Source organism: Flagellimonas algicola (assembly GCF_005937185.1).
GTDB lineage: Bacteria > Bacteroidota > Bacteroidia > Flavobacteriales > Flavobacteriaceae > Flagellimonas > Flagellimonas algicola.
In genome coordinates, this window is the sequence record NZ_VCNI01000002.1 from 1,501,437 (window position 1) to 1,519,792 (window position 18,356).

General features: G+C 42.4%; 18 protein-coding genes. 6 read left to right on the forward strand and 12 right to left on the reverse strand.

Translation table 11 applies throughout. The features are described from left to right. Window positions 1-46: 46 nt before the first annotated feature. The 5 genes from FGG15_RS15635 to FGG15_RS15655 all read right to left on the reverse strand — a co-directional run bounded on the left by FGG15_RS15635 (window position 47) and on the right by FGG15_RS15655 (window position 4,588). Window positions 47-553 (reverse strand): rod shape-determining protein MreD, encoded by a 507-nt coding sequence (locus tag FGG15_RS15635; protein ID WP_138837911.1) that lies wholly within the window; start codon window positions 551-553, stop codon window positions 47-49. Continuing rightward, complete coding sequence (mreC, locus tag FGG15_RS15640) at window positions 546-1,364, reverse strand: rod shape-determining protein MreC (protein WP_138837913.1); 819 nt, start codon at window positions 1,362-1,364, stop codon at window positions 546-548. Before mreC ends, FGG15_RS15635 begins: the two co-directional genes overlap by 8 nt. 62 nt (window positions 1,365-1,426) lie before the next feature. Then, window positions 1,427-2,455 (reverse strand): rod shape-determining protein, encoded by a 1,029-nt coding sequence (locus FGG15_RS15645; protein ID WP_036380166.1) that lies wholly within the window; start codon window positions 2,453-2,455, stop codon window positions 1,427-1,429. Window positions 2,456-2,510: 55 nt separating this feature from the next. Continuing rightward, entirely contained in the window at window positions 2,511-4,043 is a 1,533-nt protein-coding gene (gene purH / locus FGG15_RS15650) for a bifunctional phosphoribosylaminoimidazolecarboxamide formyltransferase/IMP cyclohydrolase (protein WP_138837915.1), read from the reverse strand. A 92-nt stretch (window positions 4,044-4,135) separates the two neighbouring features. Further along, window positions 4,136-4,588, reverse strand: a complete 453-nt coding sequence (locus FGG15_RS15655; RefSeq protein WP_138837917.1) for a GAF domain-containing protein — start codon at window positions 4,586-4,588, stop codon at window positions 4,136-4,138. A 142-nt stretch (window positions 4,589-4,730) separates the two neighbouring features. On the opposite strand from FGG15_RS15655, the gene FGG15_RS15660 reads away from it, so the two are divergent. The 4 genes from FGG15_RS15660 (at window position 4,731) to FGG15_RS15675 (ending at window position 8,558) form a co-directional block, all read left to right on the forward strand. After that, on the forward strand, window positions 4,731-5,141 hold the full coding sequence (locus FGG15_RS15660) for an HYC_CC_PP family protein (protein ID WP_237561834.1): 411 nt from the start codon (window positions 4,731-4,733) through the stop codon (window positions 5,139-5,141). 86 nt (window positions 5,142-5,227) lie between these two features. Further along, entirely contained in the window at window positions 5,228-7,462 is a 2,235-nt protein-coding gene (locus FGG15_RS15665; RefSeq protein ID WP_138837919.1) for a TonB-dependent receptor, read from the forward strand. A gap of 19 nt (window positions 7,463-7,481) precedes the next feature. Continuing rightward, a complete protein-coding gene (locus FGG15_RS15670; RefSeq protein WP_138837921.1) occupies window positions 7,482-7,847 on the forward strand; it encodes a heavy-metal-associated domain-containing protein in 366 nt (121 codons plus the stop codon). Beyond that, window positions 7,848-8,558 (forward strand): heavy-metal-associated domain-containing protein, encoded by a 711-nt coding sequence (locus FGG15_RS15675; RefSeq protein ID WP_138837923.1) that lies wholly within the window; start codon window positions 7,848-7,850, stop codon window positions 8,556-8,558. A 65-nt stretch (window positions 8,559-8,623) separates the two neighbouring features. On the opposite strand, the gene FGG15_RS15680 is transcribed toward FGG15_RS15675, so the two are convergent. Both FGG15_RS15680 and FGG15_RS15685 read right to left on the reverse strand, forming a co-directional pair. Continuing rightward, window positions 8,624-10,852 carry a DUF4838 domain-containing protein gene (locus FGG15_RS15680; RefSeq protein ID WP_138837925.1) on the reverse strand — a complete coding sequence of 743 codons (2,229 nt, stop codon included), beginning with the start codon at window positions 10,850-10,852 and terminating at the stop codon, window positions 8,624-8,626. Between the two features lie 7 nt (window positions 10,853-10,859). Beyond that, on the reverse strand, window positions 10,860-12,059 hold the full coding sequence (locus FGG15_RS15685) for a glycoside hydrolase family 18 protein (protein WP_138837927.1): 1,200 nt from the start codon (window positions 12,057-12,059) through the stop codon (window positions 10,860-10,862). A gap of 232 nt (window positions 12,060-12,291) precedes the next feature. Between FGG15_RS15685 and FGG15_RS15690 the strand changes: the two genes are divergently transcribed. After that, the gene (locus tag FGG15_RS15690) at window positions 12,292-13,269 is read left to right on the forward strand and encodes a transporter (RefSeq protein WP_138837929.1); all 978 of its coding nucleotides are present in this window, start codon (window positions 12,292-12,294) and stop codon (window positions 13,267-13,269) included. Window positions 13,270-13,281: 12 nt separating this feature from the next. After that, window positions 13,282-14,346, forward strand: a complete 1,065-nt coding sequence (locus tag FGG15_RS15695) for a DUF3179 domain-containing protein (RefSeq protein WP_138837931.1) — start codon at window positions 13,282-13,284, stop codon at window positions 14,344-14,346. A gap of 46 nt (window positions 14,347-14,392) precedes the next feature. Here the strand turns inward: FGG15_RS15695 and groL are convergent, their stop codons facing one another. The 5 genes from groL to FGG15_RS15720 form a co-directional block, all read right to left on the reverse strand. Continuing rightward, complete coding sequence (gene groL, locus FGG15_RS15700) at window positions 14,393-16,027, reverse strand: chaperonin GroEL (protein ID WP_138837933.1); 1,635 nt, start codon at window positions 16,025-16,027, stop codon at window positions 14,393-14,395. A 109-nt stretch (window positions 16,028-16,136) separates the two neighbouring features. Next, window positions 16,137-16,415 (reverse strand): co-chaperone GroES, encoded by a 279-nt coding sequence (locus tag FGG15_RS15705; RefSeq protein ID WP_138837935.1) that lies wholly within the window; start codon window positions 16,413-16,415, stop codon window positions 16,137-16,139. A 147-nt stretch (window positions 16,416-16,562) separates the two neighbouring features. After that, window positions 16,563-16,931 (reverse strand): preprotein translocase subunit SecG, encoded by a 369-nt coding sequence (secG, locus tag FGG15_RS15710; protein WP_138837937.1) that lies wholly within the window; start codon window positions 16,929-16,931, stop codon window positions 16,563-16,565. A 9-nt stretch (window positions 16,932-16,940) separates the two neighbouring features. Further along, window positions 16,941-17,825: a hypothetical protein gene (locus FGG15_RS15715; protein WP_138837939.1), complete on the reverse strand. Its 885-nt coding sequence runs from the start codon at window positions 17,823-17,825 to the stop codon at window positions 16,941-16,943. Between the two features lie 4 nt (window positions 17,826-17,829). Next, window positions 17,830-18,348 (reverse strand): LptE family protein, encoded by a 519-nt coding sequence (locus FGG15_RS15720; RefSeq protein ID WP_138837941.1) that lies wholly within the window; start codon window positions 18,346-18,348, stop codon window positions 17,830-17,832. Between the last annotated feature and the right edge of the window lie 8 nt (window positions 18,349-18,356).

The following is an 18,356-nucleotide window of genomic DNA, read 5'->3' on the forward strand; positions in this document are numbered from 1 at the left end:
CCCGATTTGACCCTGAATCTTTTATTTCAACGGAACAACCTCCAATTTATTCGCTTTGGGGGCTGAAAAGTGAACTAAATAGTGCACATATTATCAAAGTTACAATACCTGTGGCAAATACCTTTTTCAAAATGAGAAGGAAATGGGACAGACTCATGACTTCAAATGAGAAAAAGACCACTTGATGGATCAACACCAATAGCCCCAAAAATGTTAGCCGCTGAATTTTCGTGGTATTTCTGAAACTGAAATTTTGAAACTCATAGTTCACACCAAAGCAGAAACGCATGATCACAGGACGAATATAGGCAACGGTTACTGATGCAATGGAATGCAAGGCCAGCGTATCAGAGAAGAAATCAATCATGAAGCCCAGCAAAAAGGCAGTCAGCATAAATAGGGCCCTGTTGCTTTTAATGGGATACCAATAAAAGAAAATAACATAGACCAATGGATTGATGAACCCAAGAAAATTCAGGGTGTTGAAAATCAGTACTTGTGTTAAGACAAGTAAGACAAAACGAAGTCCATTAATAAACAAGGCACTATTCATTCTGTGTTCTAGCTTCGAGTTCCTGTATTTCTTCCTTGTTTTTGTTGATGATCAGGTACACATTCTTAATGTTGGACATGTCATTGAACAGCTCCACATCAATATGATAAAAACTCCTGGAATTGTCCAAATCGTATTTTTTGATGACACCAATAGGGATATTTTCGGGGAAAATACTGGACATGGCCCCTGTAACAATGGTATCGCCAACCACTAAAGGAACCAATCTTGGAATATCTACCAATTGTACCACATTATAATCGCCAACATCCCATTTCAGGGAGCCAAAATGATTGGTGTTCTTGATTTTCGCATTGATGTTGGATTTGGTATTCAGCACACTTTGAACCGTGGAGAATTTATTGGATGTATTTTCAACAATACCCAAAATGCCCTTGGTGGTTATTACCCCCATGTCCGTTGCTGTCCCATGATTTTTTCCTTTGTCAATGGTAAGGTAGTTCCGTGGAGATGAAAAACTATTCTTGATCACGTTGGCACTGATTACTTCATAAGTGGTGGAAATGGAATCAGGTAAAATGGGATTGGTGGGGGTGGCATTGTTGAAGAGCAATCTTCTCAATTCCTCATTTTCTTCCACCAAACGCTGATTTTCCTCCTGTAGGCCAAAATAGGCCGAAATATTGGCTGCGGTACCATAAATATTACCACTAACCCATTTGGAGGAGTTAAAAAATCTGGACTGATGGTAGGAATGTGATCGGATGGTCAATACAAGCGAAATGACCATAAGGAAACCGTAAAGAAACGCATTTCTGTAACTTAAAATAAAATTGATGATGCGCTGCATGCAACTGTATCGTTACTGAAAGTCCACAAACTTTCAAAATGGGTTGCCGTTTGGGACTCCGGCTACTTGATCAATATACTTTTATAGCGCTCTAGGTTTTTAAGCGCAATACCTGTACCTCGTACCACTGCCCTTAAAGGATCTTCTGCAATGTAAACAGGTAAGTCGGTTTTTTGGGATAATCTTCTATCCAGACCCCTCAGCATAGATCCACCTCCAGCTAGGTAAATCCCGGTATTGTAGATGTCAGCTGCCAGTTCTGGCGGTGTTTGCGACAAGGTTTCCATAACGGCATCCTCAACGCGTAGGATACTCTTGTCCAATGCCTTGGCAATTTCTCTATAGGAAACTTGAACTTGTTTTGGTTTTCCAGTCAACAAGTCTCTACCTTGAATGGATTTGTCATCCGGAGGGGACTTTAAGTCTTCGGTTGCCGAACCGATTTCAATTTTGATGGCCTCGGCCGTGCTTTCCCCAACGTACAGGTTGTGTTGGGTGCGCATGTAATAAATGATATCGTTGGTGAATACATCCCCTGCAATCTTAACCGATTTATCGCATACAATTCCGCCCAAGGCAATAACGGCAATCTCGGTAGTACCACCACCAATATCAACAATCATGTTTCCTTTGGGCTGCATAATGTCCAAACCAATACCAATGGCAGCAGCCATAGGTTCGTGAATCAAATACACTTCTTTGCCATTTACACGTTCTGCGGATTCCCGCACTGCTCGCATTTCCACTTCGGTAATACCGGAAGGAATGCAGATGACCATTCGTAAAGCCGGAGGGAACCACTTTTTCTTTAGTGCCGGAATGTTTTTGATGAACATATTGATCATCTTTTCCGAAGCATCAAAGTCGGCAATTACCCCATCTTTCAAAGGCCTAATGGTCTTAATGTTCTCATGGGTTTTTCCCTGCATCATGTTGGCTTCCCTTCCTACAGCAATGATCTTGCCGGAAACCCGGTCACGGGCCACAATGGAGGGACTGTCAACAACTACTTTATCCAAATGTATAATGAGGGTGTTTGCAGTACCGAGGTCAATGGCAATCTCCTCGGTCATGAAATCAAAAAATCCCATAGAAAACGTTGGTTTTTCGGATTAACGGTAAATTTTATCGGCTAATGTACTAAAATTAATGTTTAAAATGCCGAGTGCCTGTCATTACCATGGCAAGACCATTTTCATTGCAATAATCTATGCTCAATTGATCCTTAATGGAACCTCCTGGTTGGATAACACTTTTGACACCTGCTTTGTGGGCAATCTCCACACAATCCGGGAAAGGGAAGAAGGCATCACTGGCCATCACAGCCCCTTCCAAATCAAAATTGAAGGACTTGGCTTTATGGATCGCTTGGTTCAAGGCATCTACTCTTGAGGTCTGACCGGTTCCACTAGCGCAAAGTTGTTTGTTTTTAGCTAAAACTATAGTGTTGCTTTTGGTGTGCTTGCAGAGCTTGGAGGCAAAAATAAGGTCCTCAATTTCTTGTGCTGATGGCTGCAGGTTGGTAACGGGCTTTAATACATCTGCTGTATCTGACTTAAAATCCTTATCCTGAACCAAAACCCCATTCAAACAAGTTCTTACCAGTTTTTCTGGTAGTGCTACTTCGTTTTGGATTAAAATGATTCTGTTTTTCTTGCCTTTCAGGATGTTCAATGCTTCATCCGAATAACTCGGGGCAATGACTACTTCACAGAACAGCTTATGTATTTCTTCCGCTGTATCAGCATCAATTTCAACATTGGAAATCAAAATCCCCCCAAAGGCCGAAACCGGATCTCCAGCAAGCGCATCCACATAGGCTTGTCTGATATTGCTTCGAGTGGCAAGTCCACAGGCATTGTTGTGTTTGAGAATTGCAAAAGTGGGGTTGTCATTATGGAACTCTCCCATCAAATTTACAGCGGCATCCACATCCAAAAGATTGTTATACGAAAGCTCCTTGCCATGAAGTTTAGTGAACATGGCCTCGAAATCCCCATAGAAGATTCCTTGCTGATGAGGGTTCTCCCCATAGCGAAGTACTTTTCCATTTTGCTCACTGATTTTCAATGCGGTTTCATCACCATTGGCATTGAAGTAATTGAAAATGGCCGAATCGTAATGGGAAGAGACATTAAAGGCCTTTGTTGCATACCGCTTTCTGTCTTCGAGCGATGTATTGCCATTCCCCTCTGAAATCACATTTAAGAAATCTTCATAGTCCTCCATGGAAGACACGCAAAGCACATCTTTGTAATTTTTAGCTGCTGCACGGATTAGTGAGATACCTCCAATATCAATTTTTTCAATAATATCTTGCTCCGAAGCTCCACTGGCTACCGTGTTTTCAAACGGGTATAGGTCAACTATCACAATGTCCAATTGCGGAATTTCAAATTCCGTCATTTGGGCCACATCCCCGTCGTTGTCCTGGCGATTCAGGATTCCCCCAAATACCTTGGGGTGCAAGGTTTTTACCCGTCCACCCAAAATGGAAGGATAATCCGTGACTTCTTCTACCGGTACCACATTTATCCCTAAATCCTTAATAAATTTCTCGGTTCCCCCTGTGGAGTAGAGCGTAACTCCCAGTTCGTCAAGTTTTCTAACAATGGGTTCCAATCCGTCTTTGTGAAACACGGAAATAAGGGCGGCTGATGCTTTTTTGGTGGTAGTCATTTTGTGTCTTAAAAATCAATTTCTTAAGCACACAAAAGTAATTTTTTTGTCAGTAAAATGTGAGCTGTGTTATCAACAAAATGGCACTAGTTTTAAAGAATTTGTGATACTTTTTCGTTCACAAATTCCAAAAAGCGTTCGTCCTCCTCCGAAAAGGGGTCCGGGGTGTTGGAATCAATGTCGATTTGGCCAATATTTTCCCCGTTCAAGAACAGCGGAACAACAATTTCTGCCTTTACGGTAATACTACAAGCAATATAATTGTCCTGGGCGGCCACATCAGGGACTACAAAGTTTTGATTACTTACGGCCACCTGCCCACAAATGCCTTTACCAAATGGAATAATGGTATGATCAGTAGGCTCGCCTGCATAGGGCCCCAATTTAAGTTCTTCCTTATCCCCATTTTTAAAATAAAATCCAACCCAGTCATAGTAAGAGATGGAATTAAGGAGCAATTCACAAATTTCGGCGAGACGCTCATCTACAGCTTTCTCTGATTGGTCCATGATGGAGGCAACTTTGGGTTTTAGATCGGCAAGCATATTTTAGTTTTTGCAAATGTATTTTAAACTGGACTTTTAGGTCGATTTTTACCATTAAAATTACATCCAGGTATCCCTAAAATTTAGTTAAGGATTGACGCTGATTTTGAGAGCAACTGAAATATTTGGTAATTTTGTTGCCGTGAAGGACCTTATTAGGCAAATATTATCTGTTGGCTTGGCCATGTTGGTGCTGCTTTCCACCGTTTCTTGGACTGTGGAAAAACACTTGTGCATGGGCAGGGTCATGGACATTTCCCTATTTGCCGAAGCGGAGCATTGCGCCATGGAAATGGCAATGGCAGCTATGGGGGATGAAACTGAAGAAAATCATTGTTGTGATGATGAGTCTTTCACCGTTTCCGGTCAGGATGATTTAAAGCTAACTTTGACCGATTTGGAGTTGGAGCAACAAGTGTTCTTGGTTGCTTTTACCCACGGCTATCTTAATCTTTTTGAATCCTTGGAGGAACTCCCCGTTCCGCATGAAGGTTATCCGCCGCCTTTAATAACCCGGGATATCCATCTTTTGGATCAAGTTTTCTTGATTTGATGTTTTGAACAATTTGCAATTACCCGTCTCAGGAATTTGAGTCGGGAGGGTTGATTTATTTCAATAACAAATGTTTAAAATATCTAATGAAACACATATTAAAATTATTGCTTTGGCTTCCCATTGTAGCTACCGCCCAAGATAAAATTGAAGGGATGGTGATGGAAGCCAATACAGAAAACAAGCACATTGGGCTAGCCGGTGCCAATGTGTACTGGATGGATTCCCAAATTGGAACCATAACCAAGGACAACGGCACCTTTACCATTCCATATACCTCTGAATACAATAAGCTCATTATCAGCTTTGTTGGATTTCAGTCAGATACGCTTACCATTAATGAGCCCAAAATGGTTCATCATTGGTTGCGACCTTCCAACCAATTGGATGAGGTGGTTGTGGAGAAAGAACGGGATGCCGTGCAAAAAGCCTATTTTTCCCCTCAGAACGTGGTTACGGTAAATAGCGCAGAACTGCTGAAAGCGGCATGTTGCAACCTATCCGAAAGTTTTGAGACCAATCCGGCCATCGATGTCAATTTCAACGATGCGTTGACTGGAACAAAGCAAATACAGATGTTGGGATTGACCAGTCCCTATCTGTTGATTACCCAAGAGAATATCCCTATGGTCCGAGGGGCTTCGCAGGCTTTTGGACTCACCTTCACACCTGGAACCTGGGTGGAGAGCATACAGATTACCAAAGGTGCAGGAAGTGTGGTTAATGGCTATGAAAGTATTTCGGGCCAGATCAATACTGAATTGCAAAAACCGTTGACGGATACCCCCATATTTGCCAATGGTTATGCCAACCTAAATGGGAGATTGGAGCTGAACACCCATTTGAACACCAAATTATCGGACAAATGGAGTACCGGACTGTATATTCATGGCAATAGACGGGATATCGAGGTAGATAACAATGATGATGGTTTTTTGGACAATCCATTGGCCAATCAGATCAACATCATGAACCGATGGCAATATCAAAACCCGGAAACAGGATGGGTTAGCTTTTTGAACGTACGATACCTTAATGATGAAAAACAAATTGGCCAGGAGGACTTTAATCCAGATACAGACCGATTTACAACTAATGCCTGGGGCAGTGAAATTGACACCAAGCGGTTTGATGGGTCATTGAAACTGGGATACGTTTTTCCTAATTTGCCCTATCAGAGTTTTGGATTCCAAGCTTCTTTTAGCAATCATCAACAGGATTCCTACTACGGATTTAATGTGTACAATATTGATCATACCAGTATTTATTCCAACTTGTTGTTCAATTCTATAATTGACAATACCAAGAACAAATTCAAAGCTGGTTTAACATTTGCCTATGATGGCTATGATGAACTGGTAAACGCTCAAAATTTTGAGCGTGTGGACCGTTCCGCAGGTGCGTTTTTTGAGTACGCTTATACCAATCTTGAGAAACTAAGTTTAACCGCTGGTTTACGGGTAGATACCCATAACAGATTGGGTAATTTTGTAACTCCCCGCCTTCATGTTCGATACACCCCTTGGGAGAAAGGGAGTTTAAGAGGTTCCTTTGGTATTGGAAGAAGGGCAGCCAACATTTTTGCAGAGAACCAGAAATTGTTTGCTTCCTCTAGAACTATTCAATTGCAGGATAATGGTGGTCCGGTTTACGGATTCGATCCTGAAAAGGCCATTAACTATGGTGTAAGTTTTTTACAGGGTTTTACCCTGTTTGAAAGACCAGGAAATTTCTCTGTGGATTTTTACAGAACGGATTTCGACAACCAAATTGTGGTGGATTGGGAAAATCCCCTGGAGGTGACCTTCTCCAATTTGGACGGAAAAAGCTATGCCAACAGTCTTCAGGTGGAGTTAAACCATGAACTGTTGCCCAGATTTGAAGTTCGAACAGCCTATAAATTCTACGATGTAAAGACCGATTACCAAAGCGGCAGGCTGCAGAAACCTTTGCAGGCGCGACATCGCTTTTTTACCAATTTGGGCTATACAACAGAACCTACGGAGAATGGTTCCCAATGGCGTTTTGACTATACATTCAATGCCCTGGGAGAACAAAGACTTCCCGATACATCCTCCAATCCAATTGATTTGCAATTGGGAGATTTTTCTGAAGGCTATAGTTTAATGAATGCACAGGTCACCAAGGTCTTTTCAAAGAAATTTGAAGTGTATTTGGGAGGAGAGAATTTGACTAATTTTAGACAGGATAATCCAGTATTGGGATCACAGGATCCTTTTGGAACGAACTTTGACACGACCATAGTATATGCCCCAATCTTTGGTCGGATGGTATATGCGGGCTTTAGATTTAAATCATAACAAACTAAAATAATACAAGATGAAAAATAGAATTTTGATAGTTGTTTGCTTGTTGATTTCCACCTTAGGGATGGCTCAAGACAAAAACAAAAAAATGGTCTTAGATGTCAACGGCAAGTGCGAAATGTGTAAAATGCGTATCGAAAAGGCAGCTCTTGAAGTGCCTGGGGTGAAGTTTGCCAGCTGGGACATTCCAACCCATCAACTTTCTCTGGTTATGGACGAAAGAAAGACCGATGCCATGAAGATTAAAACAGCTTTGGTCCAGGCGGGACACGATACCAAGGAACTTAAGGCCAGCCAAGAGGCTTATGATAAGATTCATCCCTGCTGCAAGTATCGAGAAGACAATACGGACGACAGTCATCACCATAAAGACCATTAAATGAAACATACCTATTCCATAACAGGAATGACCTGTGGAGGTTGCGTGTCATCTGTTAGGGAAAAACTGTCCAATGTGAGTGGGGTGGAAGATGTTGAGGTAGACCTTGCTTCTGCTTCAGCACAAATTTCAATGAATCAGCATATCCAATTGTCTGATTTAAGGGCTGCCCTACCTGATAAATACAGTATTTCGGAAAAGAAAGCTGTTGTTGAACCAATAGGTTTACCGGAAGAGAAATCGAAATGGGCCCAGTTGCAGCCCTTATTCTTGATTTTTGCCTACCTCTTTGGAGCAGCAATTTTGCTCCATGTAAGAGATTGGAATACCAATGAAGCCATGTTGGATTTTATGGGACTGTTCTATATTGTTTTTAGCTTTTTCAAGTTCTTGGATTTGAAGGGTTTTCCCGAAAGCTTCGCAATGTACGATCCATTGGCAAGAGCTGTGCCATTTTATGGATGGCTTTACCCCTTTATTGAACTGGGATTGGGACTGCTATTTTTGATGCGATTGGAGTTACAATCTGCCCTAATTGCCACCATTGTGGTACTTGGAATAACAACTTTTGGGGTCACCAAAACTTTGTTGGACAAAAAGAGCATCCGATGTGCCTGTTTGGGAACGGCATTAAAACTTCCGATGACCGAAGCCACCTTTATTGAAAATGCCATCATGTTGATTATGGCATTTTGGATGCTGTTGGCGTAGAAATTTATCTAAAAGTCCCTTGTCAAAAACAAGGGGTTTTTTATTTTGGATGTAGCTTTGGTTGATTAATCAATAATAATTTCGTCAGCAAATACCCAAGAGGGCAAACCGGCGGCATGGTGCCAGTATGGAGTTGGGGTATTTGGTGCAATTACTTTAATGTATCTAAGGTTTGTAGGGTTAAAATCAAGATCAAAGTATTGGATGTCGTTGACCTTGCTCTTTTTGTTCAGCGGCTTCGGATTTGCCAGTGTTCCAAGAGAAACGAAATTTTCGTTATCCATAGATCCCAAATACTGTACTTCAGATGGAAAAAACACCACGTGATTGGTCACTTGTAAAAAAGCCATGGAAATGCTGCTAACGGATTGGATTTTTCCTAAATCCACCACCACTTCCATACGGTTCCCTTCATACCCAAGCCAATTGGCATAAAAACTACTACCGCCCAATGCACCATCAGTGAGGACCATGGGGTCTTCTCCGGCATATTTCTTGGGTTGGGTAAGCGTCACTACTTTTTTTCCTTTGGCTTTGTTGGGTTTCTTGGCCATTTCCAAGGCGGACAGGTAATTGGCTCCATACTCGTTTACCGTAAAGCCCATTTCGTTCATCAGGGTGATGTCGTTTGCCTTTGCGGTCTTACTGAAGTTGTCTAACAACAATGCAACCGTTGGATTTATGGATTCCACTCCATTGGCATCAGCAACGGTAAGACTTAAATCCTCGGTCAGGTTTTTTCTGCTGGCTTCCAAAACTGCATAATCAATCCCCATGCGGGCCAGTTTAACCCGATTTACAACAACCGGTTTTTGGGAGACCGCTTCCTCTGCAGCATCGAACAAGGCAACATATTCCTTTAAAAGTTCAGGATTCAGATAAGAACCAAATGCTTCGGAGGGATCTCCATATAGGAAGAGGAAAAAATCCGGAACCTCTTGCAATTGATCATGAATCTTGTTGACATATTCTCTTACGAATGGCGCTGCTTCTTCATAATATCCATCTGTAAACTCCTCGAGCAAGCCCTGAAAATCAAGATTTGGATTCCAGAGTAGTTTTGCGGTCATATACGAGCGAAGCTCGAACAATTCACTGGGATTATTGCTGTGCTGCTCAAATACCCATTGGGCATTATTGTCTCGAAACAACTGGATGTTGGGCTGTAGCGTTCGGATATTGGGGAATGGGGCCAAAAAGTTGGTGAATTGGGTGGTATAATCCCAAATCCGGATGTTGTTCGTCAATTTTCCCCAACCGGTAAGGTCATTGGCAAAATCCTGACACTTGTCTGCAATGGGGGCACTTCGATCACATTCAATGGAACACAAGGTGATCAGTACATTTTCCTCAGGACGTAATTTTGGTGGTTTCCGAGTGTGTTGGTATGCCAAAGTAGAAATTGTCTTTTCTGGAAACGACTTGGCAACTTGATTGACAAATTGAATCATGGTGCCGGCAGGGCTTCCCTCCGCTTCGTCCACTTTACTGCAAACGGGACATTGGCAATACTGCTGATTGTCATCTTGGCTCACAGATAAAACGGCAGCATTGGGATGTCTTTCAAATAGGGCTGCAACCGAATCTTTTACTATCTCCAAAACGGTCTCATTGGTGAGACAGAGTTGTGTGGGCAATCTTTTATCCCCCCTTAGGGCATAATATTCAGGGTGCTCCTCGTAAAAAACCTCCTCTGGCATAAACTTATGAAACGTATGTACCCGTGCAGAGGGAACATAGGTGGGAAATGCCTCGTAGGTTACCTTGAGTTGATCAGCGAATTCATGATTTTGGTAAAACAACCTTGAATGGACGGTTCGAGTAGTAATTTCCGGAGTATAGGAATAATCAATGGGATTCAGGGAAATGGTCTTCATTTCCGGAATTTTTGCAACTCCGGGCGCATACCATTTGCAGTCTAAGAACTTTTCCAAAAACTCATAGACGGCATTTTGGGTAGCAGCATCGGAACCACCACTGACGTACAAATTCCCATTTTCTGTCTGGATTTTAATTTGATGGTATTCCAAAGATTCTTCCTTGATATTGCCCACATAGATTTTCTTCTTTGTGGTTTGGGAACTTTCTCCAACAACATCAAAGCTTGCTCCACTTATTGTTTCTAGATGCTCTGCAAGCTTTTCAGCAGCTAGATAAACTTGTTTGGAGGCATTGTCCATAAAGACAATTTCATATTCTGTTTGGCCTCTCTTTGACAAGGTAGTTTTATTGTTAGAACAGGCCGATAAAAGAACAGCCAGGCCTAGGATAATGAAATTAAATTTTTTTGGCATGGTGAGGTTATTTTATGGATGCTTCGTACATAGCTTTCAGAAGACTATTGGAATCTTTGGTGTCGTTGCCCAATTGCCAAAACATAATGCCTCCTAATTGCTTTTGTAGTGCATATTCCGTCTTTAAGCGAACGGAAACAGTATCGTCATAACTAATAAATATGCTGTCCGTTGCATTGTAGAGGTATGGTGCCTTGGCTATGGGGTCCCAATATCTTTTGTATTGTTCATTAGGCTCAAATTCACTTCTGATCTGCCTATAAGCACTCCATCCAATATGAGCTCCAGTGTTGGACTGGTACAAACCATTGTTGGTTGGCGGAACACCTTTCCAAGCGCGGCCATAGAACGCAGATCCGATGACCATCTGTTCTGCTTTAACTCCTTGCTGTAAACAATAATCAACAATACGCTCCGCAGATCTGGGATTGAGATTAGTAATGCCTCTTTCCTTCAATTGCTCTCTTCGCTCATTCATGTATTCCCAAGCAAAGGTTTCTTTGACATCCTCTTCGGTGATGAGACCGAGCGGTGTATGATGTCCGGTAAAGGGGGAACTTCCTCCGACTTGATCATAGGTCATGATATTCATATAGTCCACATGTTTCATCACTTCCAGTAACTCCACATTGTTGTAGTATCGTTGCCAACCCGCAGAGGCAAACGTTAAGGTTTGTTTGCGATCTAGGGTGTTCAATCCCTCCCGAAGTTCTTTCATCAGCAAGGTGAAATTTTGCTTGTCTTCCGGTCTTGCTCCTGTTCCCGCGGCAGGAATGGCGGGATATTCCCAATCCATATCCAGTCCGTCCAATTCGTAGGTTTTGTTAAATGCAACAGCACTTTCCACAAACTTTTTGCGGTTTTCGGGAGTATGCGCCATGTCCGAAAAACCATCGGCGCCCCATCCGCCACAAGCAATCATTACTTTAATATGGGGGTGTTTTTCACGTTGGGCCACCAAGGCTTTGAGTTTTTCGCCGGATTCTACATTTCTAAACTTCATTTCACCATCGATCACATTGGTAAATGAGAATATGATGTGGGTAAGTTGATCCAACGGAAGTTGGGCAGGTTGGTAGTCCGCTTCTGGGACATAGTAGCCCATGACCACTATGGAATCGGTTTCTTCAGGTGGTTCGGAACAACCCACTATGCCAACCGCTAATACGATGGTCAGGACGGAGTTCAATAATTGGGAGAATTTCATTTTTAAGTATAGGTTTAGAAACTAAAAATTAGTCATTTATCAGTAGTAAAACAGAAAGTATTAGACCGAGAGCGTTGGTACATATATCAACAACAGATTTGGAGCTATTGTGATGCTTGGATCACTAGTGGAATTTAAGGGTGGTAAATGCATGAGGTCGACAGCAAATCATAAATTTTAACATGCTGAATTGTAAGGATTTGCATTTTTATGGCACTTCTCAAAAGGTGCTATGAAAATTTTTGGTTCCCTTCTTTTGTTCATGGCTATATGTACCATGGACATGTGCTATGCCCAGACTTGTTGTTCGGGTGGTGTTCCGCTGTCCAATAATCTGGGTTTGCCCAATGAAGGCAAAGGAGCTTTTACTCTTGGGGTGAGTTATGACTACAACAATCTTAACACCTTAAATGCAGGCTCTGATAGGTTGGATGATGATTCCCGGTTACGTGTTACCAATTCTGTTTTGGTAAGTGCGGGATATGCGTTTACGGATAGATTATCTATTGAATCGCTTTTGACATGGGTCAATCAGTTGCGGACGATATCCCAATTTGGCAATGAGACGGATACCGAAACCAGTGGTATAGGCGATGGGGTCTTTTTGGTGAAATATGCGTTTCCGGATTTGGTGGGGGAAAAGTCAAATATTAGTATTGGAGGTGGGATTAAAATCCCCTTTGGGCGATCCGATTTTACCACCGGTGAAGGGATTCAACTTACAGCCGATTTGCAGCCGGGAAGTGGTGCATGGGACTTTGTGGGTTTGGTATCTTTTTCAAAGAATCCGGCATTTAGGGAATCAGCTACGCTATCCGCCAATGTTACGATTAGATTTACTGGGGTAAACAAGGATTATTTGAATAGCACTTCAACCTACGAATTTGGAAATGAAATTCAAGGCAATGTGGGCTATTCAGACCAATTTTTATGGCTCAATACCCTTTTTGAACCCTCATTGGTTGTCAAATACAGGAAGGCCTTTGTAGATAAAATCAATGCTTCCAATCTACCCAATACGGGTGGGGAATGGATTTTTATCCGGCCTGAAATTTCCGCTGCCCTTTCACCGTCCATGGCCTTGGTATCCAAAGTTGAAATACCGGTCCACAGTTTTGTTGAGGGCACACAGCTAACGCCTACCTTGAGAGTTACTGCAGGGATTTTTATCACTTTAAAACGAAAGAATAACACGATACTCAACAACTAAAAAATACTTGCTATGAAAAGAATTTTGATTTTTTTGGGGTTGTTTGCGATGTATGGCTGCAGTTCTGCAGAGCAGACCAACTCAGGAGGAACGGATGACACTCCTACAAATAACTCTTCTCCATGGAGTATTCCCGTGGCAGAGGTGCTGGATGGAGGGCCAGGAAAGGATGGAATTCCTGCCTTGGATAATCCTGAACTGATTACCGCGGATCAAACTGAGGTACTTCAAAATAATGATTTGGTCTTGGCCTTTAAAAATGGAGATGAGGTAAGGGCATATCCCCATATCATATTGGATTGGCACGAGATTATTAATGATAATATCGGGGATGTTTCCATGGCGGTTACCTTTTGCCCTTTGACCGGCACAGGAATAGGCTGGGGAAGAATGTTGGAAGGTACCGAAACTACTTTTGGGGTTTCTGGCCTACTTTACAACACCAATCTTATTCCGTATGACCGACAAACGGATAGCAATTGGTCCCAAATATTAAATGAATCCGTAAATGGAACCTTAATTGGTCGTAAACCAGAATTGTATCAACTGTTGGAAACCAACTGGGGCACGTTGAAACAAATGTTTCCAGAAGTTAGGGTGGTGAGCACCGATACTGGTTTTTCCAGAACCTATGGGGTGTCGCCTTATGGGAACTACAACACGGACCACGAATTTTTCCTGTTTCCTGTGGACAAAGACCCACGATTGCCTTCCAAAGAAAAGGTTTTGGCCATTTTAAATGGAAATCGGGCTAAGGCATATCAGTTTTCTGATTTTGAGACGGATAATATTTTAAGGGATTTGTATGGTGGTAATGAACTGTTGTTGGTAGGAAATCAAAATTTTATAACTGTGTTTGCTTTGGTTGAGGATACGGTTAATCTCGAATTTGAGTATGCGTTTGCTGCTGGAAATGGAGCTATTGTACTTACGGACAATGAGGGGAATGAATGGAATGTTTTTGGCGAAGCCGTTTCTGGACCAAGGCAGGGTGGGCGTTTGGGACAGGTTGATGCCATGATGGCGCAGTGGTTTTCCATCCCAGCATTTTACCAGACCCAATTATATAGCGAATAAAAAAAGCCCCAAATCTTGGGGCTTTCTTTTTATGGTTTCGGAATTCCTACATCATTCCTGGCATTCCGCCGCCACCTCCCATTGGAGGCATAGCTGGGGCATCTTCCTTGATGTCGGTCAATGAACATTCCGTGGTCAAGATCATTCCTGAAACAGATGCCGCATTTTCCAATGCAATACGGGTTACTTTTTTAGGATCGATGATCCCTGCTTTCATCATCTCTACATATTGGTCAGACTTGGCATCGTAACCAAAGTCACCCTTACCGTCCATTACTTTTGCAACAACAACGGAACCTTCGCCACCTGCGTTTTCAACAATGGTACGCAATGGGGATTCAATAGCACGTGCTACAATCTGCAATCCAGTTTCCTCGTCGGCATTTACAGAATCCACCTTGGCAAGTACAGACTTGGCTCTAACCAAGGCTACACCACCACCAGCAACAATTCCTTCTTCAACAGCAGCTCTTGTGGCGTGCAAGGCATCATCCACACGATCTTTTTTCTCCTTCATTTCAACCTCAGAAGCAGCACCTACATAAAGTACGGCAACCCCACCGGCCAATTTGGCCAAACGTTCTTGAAGTTTTTCCTTGTCGTAATCGGAAGTGGTAGTTTCAATTTGTGATTTGATCTGATTCACACGGGTTTTGATATTGTCCGTATCTCCAGAACCGTTCACAATTGTTGTATTGTCTTTGTCTATAGTGATTCGCTCACAAGAACCTAGCATCTCCAAAGAGGCATTTTCCAAAGAGAAACCTCTTTCCTCAGAAATAACGGTACCATTGGTAAGAATGGCAATGTCTTCCAGCATGGCCTTTCTTCGGTCACCAAAACCTGGTGCTTTAACAGCAGCGATTTTCAAGGAGCCTCTCAATTTGTTCACCACCAAGGTAGCCAATGCTTCTCCGTCAACATCCTCAGCAATGATCAAAAGAGGCTTTCCGGATTGGGCAACAGGCTCCAATACAGGAAGCAAATCTTTCATAGAGGAGATTTTCTTGTCGAACAACAAGATGTAAGGGTTCTCCAAATCAGCAATCATCTTTTCAGAATCCGTAACGAAGTATGGGGAAAGGTATCCACGATCAAACTGCATTCCTTCCACCACATCAACGTAGGTATCTGTACCCTTGGCTTCTTCAACAGTGATAACACCTTCTTTGCCTACTTTTTCAAACGCTTGGGCGATAAGGTCACCTATGGCTCCGTCATTGTTGGCAGAGATGGCGGCAACTTGCTTAATTTTTTCTGAAGAGTCCCCTACTTTTTTGGACTGCTTGGAAAGATCTTTTACAATGGCTTCCACCGCCTTGTCAATTCCTCTTTTCAAATCCATCGGGTTGGCACCGGCAGCAACGTTTTTAAGGCCTTCCTTTACGATGGCTTGTGCAAGAACGGTTGCAGTGGTTGTTCCATCACCGGCAAGATCGTTGGTTTTGGAAGCAACTTCTTTAACCATTTGGGCACCCATGTTCTCCAAGGCGTTTTCCAATTCAATTTCCTTGGCCACGGTTACCCCATCTTTGGTGACTTGGGGAGCGCCGAAGGATTTGTTGATGATTACGTTTCTACCCTTGGGTCCCAAGGTAACTTTTACAGCATTGGCCAAGGCATCCACACCTTTTTTTAGGCCGTCGCGTGCATCTATATCGAACTTAATATCTTTTGCCATTTTATAATTTTTATGTTGAAAAATTAAAGTTCCAAAATCTAAATCCCAAATGATGAATTCAGGAAAGTCGTACTTTGGAGTTTGTTATTTTTTTTGGAATTTTTAGCTGTTATACGATTGCTAAAATGTCACTTTCGCGCATGATCAGGTAGTCAGAGCCGTCCAATTTTAGTTCGGTACCTGCATATTTTCCGTAAAGAACCGTATCGCCAACCTTAACGGTCATGGATTCGTCCTTGGTTCCGGGACCAACGGCAACTACGTTTCCTTTTTGGGGTTTTTCTTTGGCGGTATCCGGGATGATGATTCCCGAAGCTGTTTTGGTCTCAGCCTCTACAGGTTCTATAAGAACCCTGTCCGCTAATGGTTGGATGTTAACTTTAGCCATATTATTAATCTTTAGGTATTTGTTTTAAAAATTCTCGAATGTTTGGACAGAAATTATGCCATTATGATGAAAACTGACATTATAGAAAACAAAAATGCCAGCTTGTCATTTCAAGCTGGCATTATGTATTTGTTCTGTCACCTTATTTTAGTTGATGGTGTCCGCTGGATTAGTGTTATCCGTTGCTGGAACTTGCTCAGGAACTGTTTCTGGAACAGTCTCAGGCACCGTGTTTTCAATGTCATCTCCTTGCAATAATTTAGAGTCGGCCTGACTGAAATTTCCCTTAAGGGAAACATTGGAAACAAGAATCAATACAATCAACAATCCTGCTAAGGTCCAAGTACTTTTATCCAAAAAGTCCCCGGTTTTTTTGACTCCCCCAACTATTTGGCTTCCACCACCTCCAAAAGAGGAAGACAATCCGCCTCCTTTAGGGTTCTGCACCATGATCACCAATACCAACAAAAGGCATACAACAATGATCAAAATCAAAAATATAGTAAACGTACTCATGGTTTTATCTTAATCTTTTTCTTTCTGCAGCTTCTTCACCGCCCGAATTTGGTCTGCAAAGAAACCACTTTTTTCCGGATATTTCAAACTCAATATTTTATAGGCCTGAATGGCTTTTTTGTACTTTTTTTGCTCCAAATACACCTTGGCCAATGTCTGGGTCATCAGCTCACTTTTGTCCATCTTCGTGGACTCTTTTATGTTGACCTTGGCACTGGAATCTTCGTTGGGGACAATCTTTGGTCTATTCGCAATAAACTTGTCCAGCAAATCAAACTTTTGTCTTTTGTCCAGGCTTTTTGAATCAGATTCCTGATTCGCATCATCCGTGGAATTGGAGGTAAGTTGCAACCATTCAGTAAAGGAGTGGCGCTCTTTTTTGGTGAAGGGGAGGGGTTTTCCAAGCTCGAGTTCAGCCTTTCCTTCGGAAGTTTCTTCGTTACTCGGTTCCGATTCGGCGCTTTCTGGCTTGGATTTAAATAGGGCTGGACTCAATATTTGTTCGGCATCCTGTATGTTCTGTGGGAGGGCTTCCTTGGACTCACCCAATAGATTTTCCGTTTCGGGATTGGGTTCAATCTCTTCGGAAACTGCTTTTTTGTCTTCCAACTTGGGAGCTCTACCGGCAATGGTATCCGCTATATTGTTTTGAACAAACTCCTGGGACGTGATAAAATCAAAAAGAACATCGCGATCTGCTGTATAGGCAGCGGTAACCTTTAGGGCATTGTTGTATTTATAACTGTCCAGATTTTTTAATCCTTTTAGATGTAAAGCCCTGGCCGCTTGAAAGTACGGATATTCTTCAATGATGCCTTCCAATTCCCGTGTTTGTTTGGGGGACAGGATGGTGTCCGATTTTTGAAGAACTTCTATAAAATCCGATACGTTCATTTGTTTACCAGTTTCCTAACGAGGCATTAAAAATATCTTGGGTGATTCGTTCAAAAATTTCCTCATGCGCCGCGGATTGCACCGATGGTAGGGACGCAGCGGCGTCGAAATCAAAAAAGAAGGAGAAGCGCCGCTCAAAATCGGCGTCGTCTTTGGTCTTATTAAAGAAACGCACATTTACGCTCATAGTCAATCGGTTCTGGGCGGTCAATTGATCGGCTGTTGCGGTCATCGGGGTTACCCTGTATTCCACAATTTCACCTTCGTAGAGCAAATCTCCATTACTACCTGTCAGCGAAAGACTAGTCAGATTGTTGATCATTTCCTGTAGGGCGTTTGTAAACTCCCTATCCAACCCTGGTTCAATGGTTGAGCCGGGACTTTGGTCCGCATAATTCTGAAAAAAGTTCACCTGGAAACTCTCCGCTGTTCCTATATCAGCTCCTGAAAAATTATATATTCCACAGCCTTGTAGACTGAAAAAAAGGACAAGTAGTCCCAATTTAATTCCTTTTTTTACCATTGATTTAT

Coding starts and splice junctions, on each gene's coding strand:
- FGG15_RS15635 (WP_138837911.1), bottom strand. CDS start 553: ATGAATAGTGCCTTGTTTATTAATGGACTTCGTTTTGTCTTACTTGTC.
- mreC (WP_138837913.1), bottom strand. CDS start 1,364: ATGCAGCGCATCATCAATTTTATTTTAAGTTACAGAAATGCGTTTCTT.
- FGG15_RS15645 (WP_036380166.1), bottom strand. CDS start 2,455: ATGGGATTTTTTGATTTCATGACCGAGGAGATTGCCATTGACCTCGGT.
- purH (WP_138837915.1), bottom strand. CDS start 4,043: ATGACTACCACCAAAAAAGCATCAGCCGCCCTTATTTCCGTGTTTCAC.
- FGG15_RS15655 (WP_138837917.1), bottom strand. CDS start 4,588: ATGCTTGCCGATCTAAAACCCAAAGTTGCCTCCATCATGGACCAATCA.
- FGG15_RS15665 (WP_138837919.1), top strand. CDS start 5,228: ATGAAACACATATTAAAATTATTGCTTTGGCTTCCCATTGTAGCTACC.
- FGG15_RS15670 (WP_138837921.1), top strand. CDS start 7,482: ATGAAAAATAGAATTTTGATAGTTGTTTGCTTGTTGATTTCCACCTTA.
- FGG15_RS15675 (WP_138837923.1), top strand. CDS start 7,848: ATGAAACATACCTATTCCATAACAGGAATGACCTGTGGAGGTTGCGTG.
- FGG15_RS15680 (WP_138837925.1), bottom strand. CDS start 10,852: ATGCCAAAAAAATTTAATTTCATTATCCTAGGCCTGGCTGTTCTTTTA.
- FGG15_RS15685 (WP_138837927.1), bottom strand. CDS start 12,059: ATGAAATTCTCCCAATTATTGAACTCCGTCCTGACCATCGTATTAGCG.
- FGG15_RS15690 (WP_138837929.1), top strand. CDS start 12,292: ATGAAAATTTTTGGTTCCCTTCTTTTGTTCATGGCTATATGTACCATG.
- FGG15_RS15695 (WP_138837931.1), top strand. CDS start 13,282: ATGAAAAGAATTTTGATTTTTTTGGGGTTGTTTGCGATGTATGGCTGC.
- groL (WP_138837933.1), bottom strand. CDS start 16,027: ATGGCAAAAGATATTAAGTTCGATATAGATGCACGCGACGGCCTAAAA.
- FGG15_RS15705 (WP_138837935.1), bottom strand. CDS start 16,415: ATGGCTAAAGTTAACATCCAACCATTAGCGGACAGGGTTCTTATAGAA.
- secG (WP_138837937.1), bottom strand. CDS start 16,931: ATGAGTACGTTTACTATATTTTTGATTTTGATCATTGTTGTATGCCTT.
- FGG15_RS15715 (WP_138837939.1), bottom strand. CDS start 17,825: ATGAACGTATCGGATTTTATAGAAGTTCTTCAAAAATCGGACACCATC.
- FGG15_RS15720 (WP_138837941.1), bottom strand. CDS start 18,348: ATGGTAAAAAAAGGAATTAAATTGGGACTACTTGTCCTTTTTTTCAGT.